Below are 13,037 nucleotides of genomic sequence, written 5' to 3'. Positions count from 1 at the left end.
ATTAAGTTAATTAATAGTTATAAAAATAATTATGCCCATCGTTCAATTTCAAGGAAAAAATATTAGTTGTGAAGTAGGAGAAAATCTCCGCAAAGTTTTGCTCAAAAATGATGCTGAATTATACAATGGTAAAGCAAAATATATTAATTGTATGGGTATCGGTAGCTGTGGTACTTGTGCTGTGCAAATAAAGGGAAATGTTAACCCTCCTAATTGGAAAGATAAGGCAAGGCGCTCTTTTCCTCCTCACTCCCCTGATAGAGATTTGAGGTTGGCTTGTCAAACAAAAGTTTTAGGAGATATTTCTGTTGTTAAATACGATGGTTTTTGGGGACATAAAACTACATTGAAATAACAGTTTTTCTGTATTATTTTACTCACTACCAAAAACTTCAATGTCATTAAAAACACAGACGGGGGAAGCGTGTCCGACTCGAATCATTTGATTTGGTTCACCTTTACCACATATAGGAGTGCCAAAAACATCTTTGGTTGATTCATTTCCCACTGCCGATAGGTTGTGCCAAAAATGCTGGGTTACTCCTCTATAGTTAGGGTTGCGGAGGGTTTTGGTGAGTTGACCATTTTCGATGAGACGGGCATATTCACAACCAAACTGAAATTTGTTACGATAGTCATCGATAGACCATGAACGGTTGGATTCCATGTAAACCCCATGCTCGATATTACTAATCAAGTCATCAAAACTATTTTCTCCTGATTCTAAGTTTAAATTAGCCATGCGGTCAATGGGAGGACGATTCCAAGAACTAGCCCGACTGTTAGCAACTCCTTCAACTTTTGCTCTGGCTTGGCTTTCAAGACTTCCTAAGCCTCTCAATAGGATTCCATCTTTGATTAAATGTTGTCTTTGGGCTTCTATACCTGTATCATCAAAGCCATAACTGGCCAATTCTCCTTCAAAAGTGGGATCGAAGGTTATATTCATTTTTGATGAGCCATAGGCAAGGTTGCCAAAGTCTTCTAGTTTGACAAAGCTACTGCCTGCATAGTTTCTCTCGTCTCCTAATATTCGATCTAATTCGAGGGGATGTCCTACGCTTTCGTGAATTTGTAACATCATTTGGTCAGGGGCGAGTACTAGGTTTGTTCTAGTATTGGGGCATTCTTGGGCATGGATAAGGGCGATCGCACTTTCCCCTATTTGTTTAGCCCGTTGTAAAATGAGAGAGGGATTAATAATTTCTGCACCCCCTTGATAACAACGCGCCAACATTCCATTATCACTACGTTTTTGGATAATATTACCATCTTGAGCAACAGCACCATAATCCGTGGATACCATCGAAAAATGTTGAAAAATATTAGCACCATTACTACTAACAAAATGATGCTCTACTTCATTCATTATGGCCAAAGCAGTAGTTTTAACCACCAGAGACGATACTTTTAAACTCTCACATACCTGAATTAGTAAATCATTTATATCCCTAATACTGAGAGTGTCAAGGGGGTTTTGTACCGAAGACTGATAACCTCCCCGACTAGGAGGACGAATGCTACTATCAAAACTAAAAATTCCCCACTTCTGAGCCGATATAGCCTGTTGTTTAGCACTATTTACCGCCCTTTGAATACTGGCAAAATCAAGGCGATTAGTGGCACAGTACCCCATCTGTCCATTAACCAACACCTCCGCCATGACTCCTCGATTTATTTTTTTACCATGATATTGGGGTAAACCATCTCGAAATCGATGGGTTTGACTTTTTTCACTCACATATCTCAAGCCTACCCAATCAGCTGTAATGGTTAAATTTTCAATGGTTTTTTCTAAGTCAATATTCATGGATTTACATTTGTGAGATTAAACAATATATTATTTATAAACAATGGTAATTATTACCAATCAAAAATGGGATCTTCTTCGTCTTCTAATTCCCAATCTCTAACAAAATCTTGAGATTTTCTCTTGTTATTTTTTCTCAATTTTTTCTTTTTATTCATTGGGTTAAAAAACAATGGCAATAAAGCCCCACCAATGCAACCAGAGGCCACAGAAAATGAAACTAAAATACCTAAAGGAATAGAAATTGATTGAAGTCCAAAGAATTGTAAACTAATGGGGGCTACATTTTGGATGGCAAAAATTGGTAGGATAATAATCCAAAAAGAAATAATAAGAGTGATAATTAAATTACTAAATGTTTTCATAAACCATAACTTTTATAATTAATATCCCCTAGTTATTTTGGGGATTTGAGTCTCAATAATTAAGCTAATCCAAAGAAGAATAGTGATTGAGTGTTTCTATGAAGAAAGTAAATTAATAAAAGGTGTACTTAACCAACTTAAACCCACTTTTAACTGATGTTTTGGGGTAGGAAGACGATATAGATACACAAATCGACGGGCAAGATAAGCCAAACCACCATCAAGGGATATGCCTAAGCCACTGAGGGTGGCGTTATCTATTCCTAGGGCAATCATTTCCCCAAGGGGTTGATAACGGAAGGGTAAGAGAGGTTTTTCTTGTAGAGATGCCCAAATATTCCAAGCGCAGTAGTCTGATTGTTGGAAGGCAACTTGGGCGGTGGAGGGTAAAACATTTCCGTTTTTATCGAGGGATTCTACTAAGTCACCGAGGGCAAATATTTCGGGATAGTTTTCCACTTGCAATTCTTGGTTGATGGTTAGTTTTCCCTGTTCGTTTTGGGGTAAGCTAAGACCATCTAATATTTTTACTGGTTTTGTGCCGACTGTCCACAGTACTAAGTCAACGGGAATGGTATCAACGATATTTTTATATTGGAGGGAAATTTGATTTTCTTCTATACTAGTTATTTCTGTGTCTAAATCTAGCCATATTTTTCTATCTCTAAGGGCTTTTTCGGCGGTTTTACGGTTAAATTCGGGGGATTTTTTGAGAATTTGATCGCCCCTATCAATAATTCTAATCTTACCACGTTCTTGGAGGCGATCGCCTATTTTCACAGCCAATTCTACGCCACTGTAACCACCACCAACGATGGCAACTCGGATTTTTTCTTGGTCAGAATTTTCTAATTGTCTTAATTTTTCTTTGAGGGTATAAGCATCATCGAGGGTGCGGAAAGGTAAGGCATAATCTTTTGCCCCTGCAACGGTTTGGGAGGGAGTAGTGCCACCAAAAGCCACCACCAAACGATCATATTCTAGGGTAGAGTTAGATTCTAGGCTGACGGTTTTGTTTTCTAGGTTTATTCCTGTGACGGTGTCTTGGATAAAGTTGATTTTGCTATCTTCTAATAATTCGGTATAGTAGGGGGCTACTTCCCAACTTTGCATTTCTTCGGTTACTAATTCATATAGTAAGGGAGAAAATAAGAAGCGATCGCCTTTATCCACCAAAGTAATCTCAGGAAAATCCCCTTCCCAGTCTAATTCTTGTAATCGTAGGGCGGTATAAAGCCCTCCAAATCCACCACCGAGAATCAATATTTTATCGGCCATGATATAGTCTCCCTCTTAAAATTACTGCTCTTTCTATTCTATGTTACTGCCATGGCAAAAGTTAGAAAACAAACCCCCCTTTCTTTGTAAGGGGGAAAAACAGATATAGCGTTTTTTATAATTATGAGATACATTTATGATTTTCAAGTCCCCCGAATTTGCGGGGGATTTAGGGGGATCATTTTGTACCCCGTAACCATGATAATTGCTATAAAAAATAAAACCGATTACTTGTTAATAACTTCTTCTAGTCTTTTTAACACAAAATCCTTATCTAAATAGGATAATAAATAACCAGCCTTTGGTCCTTTTTCTTTCCCTAAAAAGCTATAATAAACCGCAGGAAAAGCCACATTAGGTTTAAAATCTAACTGCTTCATGGCAGTAAATAAAGCCGTTTGTAACTCCTCTCCTTCCCATTTTTCTAGGGTAGTTAAAGTTTCTTTTAATTTTCCTAAATAAGTGATTTGATCCTCCGTTAATTCCGACACAATTTCAGGAATAGAGTCAAAATAAATAACTAATTTTTCTTCCTCATCAGCATAATCAGCTAACCATTTACGGGCGATCGCAATGCGTTCATTAATCTTGAGCCAGTCATACTCAGTCAACTCCACCTGAGAGCGTTTTTTGACCTCCTCCACAATATCCAGATGGGGAACTTGTAATAAAGAAATAAGGGTACTAATATCAAAAGTGTAAAAAGGCTTAATTTCCTCATCCAATTGAGCATAAAACAACGGTAACAAAGTCTTATCTAACTCTACATTTTCATTTTCTTCTTTTATTTTTACATAAGTATTTAAAAGATTATCATAATCCCTAAATAAACGAGTGATATTATCATAATTAGGAGCAAAATTAATTACCGTTTTTGGCTGAGTTTTTAACATTAAAAACCGCAAAATTTCTGGAGGTAATAAATCCGCCATATCCTTCGCACTAGAACCAACCCCCTTAGACGAACTCATTTTGGTACCATTTACCAAAATAAACTCATAAGGGGAATGGAAAGGAGGTTGTTTGCCCAAAACCTTACGGGAAATAGCATTGGCCACATCCCTCGAGCCGCCCTTCTGGGAATGGTCTTTTCCAGCCATCTCCATGGTGACACCAATCAAATTCCACTTGGCAACCCATTCCACCTTCCAAGGCAACTTACCATTACCATCAAAAGGAGATACCCAGCCAGAATGCCCACACCCTTTTACCCAATCCGTAGCGTCTTCCTTACAGGTATAAAAAACTTCCGAGCCATTATAGTCAGTGGTTACCGTGGTGGCGATTTTTCCACATTTTTCGCACACTACTTGAAAAGGATACCAGTTTTTAGGGCGATCGGACTTACTCACACTTAGATATACATCCTTAATTCCCTGAGCATTTTTCAAAAAAGTATCGATATAAGGGTTCATTTTTCCAGAGCGGTATAAATCCCTTAAATAATAAATTTCCGCCTTCACTCCCAAATAATCGAAAACCTCTAAAAACTCCTCCATAAAATACTTCGCATAATCACTGCTTTTATCATCAGGAGAAGGCACATTGCAAAGGGGAAAACCCAGATAGGGAGCAAACTTTTCTTGATCTAAATAATGGGGTACAGTATCAAGGGCATCATAATCATCTACCCCATAGGTAAATTTAACGGGTTTACCAGCTCTTTTTAAAGCCCGATACATGACATCATGAATAATAACACCGCGCACCGAGCCTACGTGTACCCTACCTGAAGGGGTTTTGGAGTCATTTACTAATTCTTCTTGTTGGGAACTTTCTGCTATTTTATCCGCCCAAAACATAATTTAATAATTCTTAACTATAATTTACAGTGCAAACCTCTGATTATATCTTAACTTCATGAGGTGGGGAATAGGAAATGGGCAATGATAATCATAGTTTGAATCTTAAAGACATATTAAAATTCCATAGTATTTCATTTCATGACTCGTGTAACACCAAACAAATATTATCTTAACTCTCTACCAAAGGGAAATAGAGCGATAGGAATGAGCTTAAAATGTTGTTTAGCAAAAGGTAAGCCAATAATCGTAATAGCTAAAATTAAACCATGGACAAGATGAGAAATGGCGATTTCCCAACCAAATAACAATAACCAAATCACATTAAAAATAGTGTTTAAAGTATTGGAATAGTCTGGGGAAACATAGTCACGTCTGCCAAAAGGAGTCATGGTTGCTACTCCTAGCTTAATGGCTTGAACCCCAAAAGGGATACCGATAATGGTAAGGCAAGTAGTCAAACCACCAATAATATAAGCTAATCCACTCAGAAAGCCACCGAAAATTAACCAAATAATATTTCCTATTAAACTCATTTTTTATACTCCTTAATCTGTGTTTACCTAAGAATATACCATCCTTAAATAATTTCTGAGAAAATCTTTCCATACATTATCAAAGAAAAGAGGTTTTAAACTGTGGTCAGGTAATAAGAACATTCTTTGTTGTTTTTAGACATTTTACCGACAAAATAGGATGACTACGTTCAAATATGTTAGAAGTATATATAAACAAATAGCAATCATATTATACTTTTTCCGAACACATTTAATTTGCTAAAACTTAATATAATAAGTGATTAATTCTCAAAAAATGTAGATTACAAAGTAACAAAATAAAATCAATGTAAATTATATTTTGCTTACGGATAGGCGAAGATAAAGTATATATTCTTTTTGAAATAACTTAATCTTTTTATGTAATAACTGAATATTATGGTTGCATAATTTGACTGCAAAAACGTCAATACAAATAAAAAAATGATAAGATTTTAGTGAACAAAATTAATAAAAAAAACAAATTTTAAGGTCAACTAATTAATACTTAAGTAGTTCTTTTACTCTTTATCAAAGTTTTACAACACAGATTGCCCTTTTTGCTAAAAGTTTATTAAAATTAAGTAACAAATTATACTAATTAATGAACATATATATCCTATGACAAGCATTTTACTGGTAGATGACCTAAAGTCAGAACTAGATTTACTTAACGACTACCTCACATCGGCTGGTTATCAGGTGACTACAGCTAGTGATGGTAAAGAAGCTCTTTCAAAAGTAATTGAAATTAAGCCAGATGCCATTGTTACCGATTGGATGATGCCCAACATGGGGGGATTAGACTTATGTCGTCAACTGAAAAAAAATCCTCATACAGCGAAAATTCCCGTGGTTGCTTGTACGGCAAAAAATGCCGCAGTGGATCGGATGTGGGCAGAAAAACAAGGGGTAAAAGCCTATGTGGTAAAGCCTTGCACTAAAGATCAAATTGTGGATGCGGTTAAACAAGCGCTCGTTTAATAAAACTTATGTCTTCTAATACTTCTTCGTTTACTAAGCTACAGGATTTATTACCCCAACTGTTTCAACGTAGTGCCTTAACGGGTAATTTGTACCTCCGTTGTCGCTTGGGGGTGAGTGATACTTTTTTGATTCCCATGGAATATGTAAGAGAATCTTTGCTTTTAGAAGGAAATCATATTACTCCTCTTCCTCAGATGTCATCTTTTGTAATGGGTTTAATGACTTCAAGGGAAAGGGTTTTTTCGGTGGTGGATTTACCTCAGTTGATGGGGTTTTCTCCTTTGCCTACTTACTCGAGACAATATCATGTGGTAGTGATTTCTGTATCTCCTTTTTTACCTAAATACTCCCAAGATGAGGAGATATTTTTGGGATTGGCGGTGAATCAAATTGAGGGTATTACCAGAATGAGTACAGAAAAAGTTTCTAGCTTGGGGGAGGTACAAAATTTGTTGGAGATGGACAGAATTGGTCATTGGTTTAGTCTGACTCCTTATTTACAGGGATGGGTAGAAAGGGAAAATGAAAAACCCCTTGCCCTATTAAATCTTAAGTCTATTGTTCAGGCTACCCAATAAAGTTATTTTTTAAACATATAAAAAACATCAAACATGGCTTATTTAAATTAAGTGAATAATTATGGTATAGCTTTATTATTCGACGGATTCAATGTTTACATGGGGTAATAATCTGACTTATTATTTAACAAGAAATTGCAAATTATTGCTTTCACATTCTATTATTAATCATTAATCATCTTTTAATATTATGACCTCTCAACAACCTTCCCTCAATGTCTCTGCGGAATTAATGTCTTCTTCTCTTGATGGGGTGACAGGGCAACCCACCCCTGAGCAAAAAAAAGAGGCAAAACAGGGGGGAGGCACTCTGCGAGAGCGTTTACTTTTTACGGTAGTGCCAACGACTTTGATTCCTTTGGTGGTAGTAAGTGCTATTGGGATCAATTTTACCCGTTATCAGGAGCAACAAAAACAGCAGGGGGAAATAGAGCAAATTGCTTTGGTGACTAGGGAAACGAGTCGGAGTTTTTTGGATAATTTAGAATCTACAGAGGCTGAAGATCCTGTCTTGGAGGCGATTAATAGTACCCTGCAAACTTCTTTACAATTTCAGGTGACTGGCTCTCAGGTGGTGCAGATTGTCGACACAAATACGGGGGATGTGGTCAATGGTTTGAGTGGTACGGAGGGAGTAAATTTGGAACAGCTGGTGGGGGGAAATACCATTGCTGATGTGGGAAGGATTTTTGCGGAGGGAATATCGACTAATGATTTGGAAAGTATTTTGTCTTCTGTGAGTGTTTTTGATGGGGTTAATAATGCTAATTTGGTTAGCCCTGATGGTGGAGATATAGGGGTTTTGACTTTGGAGTATCAAAATCGATATTTTAATTTTACTTTAATTCCTGATAGTAATTATTTGGCGATCGCATCGGTGGATAATGCGGATGTGACTCAGTTGGGGGGACAGTTAATTATTGTGTTTGCGACCATTGCTATTTTTCTGGGTGCTTTGGCGGTGGGTAATATTATTTTGTTGGCTCAGACTTTTTCTGCGCCCTTGACAAATTTGATTGATAATGCCCAACAGGTGACAGAGGGGGATTTAGACGTTCGGGCAATTCCTGAAGGGACGGTGGAAAGTCGTACTTTGGCGCAGAATTTTAATGCTCTGGTGAGTCGGGTAAAAGAGTTGATTCGGGAGCAAGAGGCGATCGCCCTTGAACAAAGACAGGAAAAGGAAAAGCTAGAAATGGGCATCTTTAACCTCTTAGATGAATTGCAATACGCCGTAGAAGGAGACTTAACCGTAAGAGCCAGTTTAGACTCCATGGAAATGAGTACCGTAGCCGATTTGTGTAACGCCATCCTCGACAGTTTACAAGACATTGCTTTGCAGGTAAAAGAATCTAGCACTCAGGTAGTTACCTCCTTGGGAGAAAACGAATACTCTATTCAAGAGTTAGCATTCCAAAGTATCAAAGAAACAGAGCAAACAAATCAAACCCTTGCATCGGTGCAAAAAATGTCCTATTCCATCGAAGAAGTGGCCGCCAATGCCAGTCAAGCCGCTACCCTTGCCGATGATGCCTACGAGGTGACCAAAAAAGGTTCTGATGCCATGGACAAAACGGTAGAAAGTATTGTCAGTCTTCGTACCAATGTGGGAGAAACCGCCAAGAAAATGAAACGCCTAGGGGAATCATCTCAGAACATTTCTCAGGTGGTATCGTTGATCGAAGAAATCGCCCTCAAAACTAACCTCCTCGCCATTAACGCCAGTGTAGAAGCCAGTCGTGCTGGGGAGCAAGGACAAGGTTTTACCGTGGTTGCCGAGCAGGTAGGGGCATTGGCAGAGCAATCAGCGGCAGCCACTAAACAAATTACGCAACTGGTGTCGGAAATTCAGAGGGAAACCCAAGATGTTACCATGGCGATGGAGTCGGGGACTTCTCAGGTAGTTAATACTACCCGTTTGGTGGAATCAACCAAACAACGCTTAGAGAGAGTATTAGAGCGATCGCAACGTATCAACGAACTAATGCAAAATATCTCTACATCTACCGTATCTCAGGCACAAACCTCCCGTTTGGTGACAGAATTAATGGAAAAAATCGCCGAACAATCAGAACAAAGATCATTTTCCTCGGAAAAAATCGCTCAATCTATTAAAGACACCGCCACCATTGCCAAACAACTAGAATCAGCGGTGGAACAATTTAAAGTTAATGAGTAATTGAGAATGAAGAATTGAGAATGAAAAATTAAGAATGATTGGTAATCAAAAACCATTGCCTTTTGCCTTAACTTTAATTATCCATTGCCCATTGTTTAAACCTAACCCCTAATCCCTAACCCCTAAAACAATGAATCGAGATCAAATCAAGCTCAACTTTTTGGAAGAAGCCCAAGATTGTTTTAACACAGTCGAAAGCAAGATATTAGACATTAGCGCAACCATAGCCGAGACAGAAAAATTAGATCTGATTTTGCGAGAAGTTCACTCTGTCAAAGGTGGTGCAGGGATGATGGGTTTTATGGCACTCAATCAGGTAGCCCACCGTTTAGAAGACTTTTTGAAGGTGTTGCGGGTACATCATCATTCTAAGCACATTGATTTGGAGGTGGAAAATTTATTGCTCAGTGCAGTGGATGCCATGGTGATAATTAAAGATAGTTATTTGAAGGGGGAAGAAGTTTCTCAACATTGGTTAGAGAGGGAAATTAACCCTATTTTTGAGGGGTTAAAAGAATATTTAGGGGAGTTACGGGATGAAGATGAGGATTTATTATTCAAACAACAGGATGAAGAAAGCAGTGGGGAGTTACAGATGTTTGAGGAGGGGGTTGATACTATCCTCGATGATTTTGAAACTCAAATAAATGATTTATCTGGGGAGGCATTGGCTTCTGGGGTGGTGATGACGGCTGAAAAAATCTTGATGTATGCGCGTATGGCGGATTTAGAGCCAGTAATTAATTTATCAGAATCGGTGAAACAAAGAGTTATCTCCACTAGCCAAGATCATATCGTTGATTTAGCTCAAGAGGCGTTAAAGGTTTGGAGGCGATCGCACGGGCTAGTAATGCGAGGAAATTTAGACAAACTACCATGGGATTTGGAAAGTTTACCCATAGAAAATAATTCTATTACCCCAGACCTTGATTTTGAATTAGGGGATGATGATTTACTCTCCCTGAGTAACGCCCTAGACGAAGTGGTAGATTTCGATTTACCTTTAGAAAATGATGATTTACTCTCCTTGAGTAACGCCCTAGATGAAGTGGTAGATTTTGACTTACCTTTAGAAAACGATAATTCCGTAGCACAATTTTCCGAAGATTTTCTTGCCCTAGAAAGCCTTGGGAAAGACATCGAAGAAGCCATGGAAGATGCCTTTGCCGAAGTGTTTGAAGATACCTCTAGCCCCGAAGAAGAGTTAATTTCTACCCCTGAACCTCAAATCATCAAAGTAGCTCCGCAAACAGGAAAAATGGTCAAAGTTCCCGTGGAGCAATTATCACAATTTAATGCTCTTTTTGGTAAATTAATTTTAGAACGAAACCGTCTCAATTTACGCCTAGAACAGATCAGGGCTTTCGGGGATTTGATGCAACGGCGGATGAATCAATTAGAGCGCTCGAACAAGGAGTTAAGGGATTGGTATGATCGAGCCTCCTCGGAAGGTTGGATTGATGAACAGGATTCCACGGTGGTTTCATCTTTGAATGAACAATCTTTAGTTACCAAGGCTACCCTCGAAGACTTTGACACCCTAGAAATGGATCGCTATAGCGATTTACACGTCATTTCCCAAGAGCAAATCGAAACCATTGTGCAGTTAAAAGAGGTTAGCACGGATGTTAATTTTAGTATCGGTGATATTAACCAAGCCCTGCAAGAGTTGAATCACACCATGGAATCTTTGCAGAAAAATGCCACTCGCATCCAGATGCGTCCTTTTGCTGATTTGGTGAGGGGTTTTCCTCGCTTTATCCGAGATTTGGGAATACAGTTTGGCAAAAAAGTAAATCTAAAAATTGAGGGGGAAACTACTTTACTCGATCGCACTTTTATTGAGGCTCTCAATGCTCCCCTTACTCACCTGTTACGCAATGCTTTTGACCATGGTATCGAAGATCCTCAAGCTCGTGTTTTAGCAGGAAAACCAGCCCAAGGAACTATCACCCTGAGCGCCTTTAACCGTGGTACAAAAATTATGGTTACTATCCAAGATGATGGGGCTGGAATTCCTTTAGAAAAAATTAGTCAACGGCTCCTGAAAATGGGTATTAGTGGGGCAGAAATTGCCAAAATGAAGCCTTCTCAAATTATGGATTATATTTTTGAGCCTGGTTTTAGTACGGCTTCCGAGGTGACTGAGTTGTCGGGAAGGGGTGTGGGAATGGATATAGTGCGATCGAATATCGAGGAGTTGCAGGGGGAAATCCATGCCTACAGTACCCCAGGAGAGGGTACCACTTTTACCCTTTCTCTTCCCTTTAATTTATCCATTCTTCAAGTGATGTTGGTGGAAACTCAGCAGATGGTTTTTGCGGTGCCTGTCAACAGTGTGAGGGAAATTATTAAATGTCCTGAATCCGTTGAGCAAAAGCGGGTTTCATGGCAAAATCAAATTATTCCTGTGGTTCGTATGGAAGACTTTTTGATTTTTAATCGTCCTTCTAAACCCTTTGAAATGCCGGGTTATCCTGTTATTGAGAAACCTACATTGTTGATTGTGGGGGAGGGAAATAATTGTGGTGCTATTTATCTGGAGCGTTATTGGGGTGAGCAGGAGGTGACGATTCGCCCCATTGAAACCCATCTGCCTTTGCCTCCTGGCTTCATTAGCTCTCTGGTTTTAGGGGATGGACGGGTATTGCCTTTAATTGATCCTGCGGTGATGCTTCAAGAAGGCATTGAGCAACAAAATGATTTTGAACCACGCACTCAAATGTTTAGCAATGATTATTATAAAGGTTTTAGGGGCGATCGCCATAATACCCTTCTCATTGTGGATGACTCTATCAATGTCCGTCGCTACCTTGCCTCTACCCTAGAAAAAGCAGGGTATCAAGTAGAACAAGCCAAGGATGGACAAGAGGCGGTAGATAAACTATTAGCAGGAATTTCCGTTCAAGGGGTTATCTGTGACATCGAAATGCCCCGCCTTGATGGATACGGAGTGTTAGAAGAAATTAAAGGCAAATCTCAATTTAACTCTTTGCCCATAATTATGCTTACCTCCCGAAGCAATGAAAAACATAAAAAGTTAGCTTTTAATTTGGGGGCTAATGGTTACTTTTCAAAACCCTATAATGAGGAGGAATTACTGAAAACCATCGAGAAATTAGTAAAAGTAAATTATCTCTAGGTTTATGATTAAAAAATATTAAAGAGAATAAAAAGTACATAACAAATAGCTTTTATAAACTTATTAATAAAACTACATATTATTTTAAACAGACGAAAACAAATTACATCGTATAATAGCTAAACAACTTTTGAAAAATAGTCTAAAATGACTATAACTAAAAACAGCACTTACATAATTTTATTCCTAAGATATTTAAACCTATAAAGATAATCTCTGTCTAATACTTGATAAGAGAGTTTAACCCTTTTATTTAATTTGAGATGTGTATAAAATTATCGCTATTTATTGATTAAGTAGCCGTCTCTCATCCATTGATTAAATTGAATTTAGTCTAATCCTAATATATTAATTCCATGA

At 38.3% G+C, this 13,037-nt stretch carries 10 protein-coding genes; 5 read left to right on the top strand and 5 right to left on the bottom strand.

Annotation, left to right across the window (positions count from 1 at the left end):
* The first annotated feature begins 31 nt into the window (after nucleotides 1-31).
* Nucleotides 32-355: a 2Fe-2S iron-sulfur cluster-binding protein gene (locus tag A5482_RS01720; protein WP_069790070.1), complete on the top strand. Its 324-nt coding sequence runs from the start codon at nucleotides 32-34 to the stop codon at nucleotides 353-355.
* 18 nt (nucleotides 356-373) lie between these two features.
* Here A5482_RS01720 and A5482_RS01715 read toward each other — a convergent pair whose 3' ends face one another.
* The 5 genes from A5482_RS01715 to A5482_RS01695 form a co-directional block, all read right to left on the bottom strand.
* Nucleotides 374-1,810 carry a TldD/PmbA family protein gene (locus tag A5482_RS01715; RefSeq protein WP_069790069.1) on the bottom strand — a complete coding sequence of 479 codons (1,437 nt, stop codon included), beginning with the start codon at nucleotides 1,808-1,810 and terminating at the stop codon, nucleotides 374-376.
* Nucleotides 1,811-1,863: 53 nt separating this feature from the next.
* Nucleotides 1,864-2,175 carry a lipopolysaccharide assembly protein LapA domain-containing protein gene (locus A5482_RS01710; RefSeq protein ID WP_069790068.1) on the bottom strand — a complete coding sequence of 104 codons (312 nt, stop codon included), beginning with the start codon at nucleotides 2,173-2,175 and terminating at the stop codon, nucleotides 1,864-1,866.
* A 96-nt stretch (nucleotides 2,176-2,271) separates the two neighbouring features.
* Nucleotides 2,272-3,453, bottom strand: coding sequence for an NAD(P)/FAD-dependent oxidoreductase (locus A5482_RS01705; protein WP_069790067.1), 1,182 nt, complete (start codon nucleotides 3,451-3,453; stop codon nucleotides 2,272-2,274).
* Between the two features lie 227 nt (nucleotides 3,454-3,680).
* On the bottom strand, nucleotides 3,681-5,255 hold the full coding sequence (gene lysS / locus A5482_RS01700; RefSeq protein ID WP_069790066.1) for a lysine--tRNA ligase: 1,575 nt from the start codon (nucleotides 5,253-5,255) through the stop codon (nucleotides 3,681-3,683).
* A 167-nt stretch (nucleotides 5,256-5,422) separates the two neighbouring features.
* Nucleotides 5,423-5,791, bottom strand: coding sequence for a YccF domain-containing protein (locus A5482_RS01695; RefSeq protein WP_069790065.1), 369 nt, complete (start codon nucleotides 5,789-5,791; stop codon nucleotides 5,423-5,425).
* Between the two features lie 621 nt (nucleotides 5,792-6,412).
* On the opposite strand from A5482_RS01695, the gene A5482_RS01690 reads away from it, so the two are divergent.
* The 4 genes from A5482_RS01690 to A5482_RS01675 all read left to right on the top strand — a co-directional run bounded on the left by A5482_RS01690 (nucleotide 6,413) and on the right by A5482_RS01675 (nucleotide 12,677).
* Nucleotides 6,413-6,775 (top strand): response regulator, encoded by a 363-nt coding sequence (locus A5482_RS01690; RefSeq protein ID WP_069790064.1) that lies wholly within the window; start codon nucleotides 6,413-6,415, stop codon nucleotides 6,773-6,775.
* Nucleotides 6,776-6,783: 8 nt separating this feature from the next.
* Nucleotides 6,784-7,356 carry a chemotaxis protein CheW gene (locus A5482_RS01685; protein ID WP_069790063.1) on the top strand — a complete coding sequence of 191 codons (573 nt, stop codon included), beginning with the start codon at nucleotides 6,784-6,786 and terminating at the stop codon, nucleotides 7,354-7,356.
* 190 nt (nucleotides 7,357-7,546) lie between these two features.
* Nucleotides 7,547-9,535, top strand: coding sequence for a methyl-accepting chemotaxis protein (locus tag A5482_RS01680; protein ID WP_069790062.1), 1,989 nt, complete (start codon nucleotides 7,547-7,549; stop codon nucleotides 9,533-9,535).
* A 130-nt stretch (nucleotides 9,536-9,665) separates the two neighbouring features.
* Entirely contained in the window at nucleotides 9,666-12,677 is a 3,012-nt protein-coding gene (locus A5482_RS01675) for a hybrid sensor histidine kinase/response regulator (protein WP_069790061.1), read from the top strand.
* Nucleotides 12,678-13,037: the final 360 nt, after the last annotated feature.

This window comes from Cyanobacterium sp. IPPAS B-1200, from assembly GCF_001747005.2.
GTDB lineage: Bacteria > Cyanobacteriota > Cyanobacteriia > Cyanobacteriales > Cyanobacteriaceae > Cyanobacterium.
The sequence above is the reverse complement of the archived record's forward strand: the minus strand, read 5'-3'. Positions and strand labels throughout refer to the sequence as shown.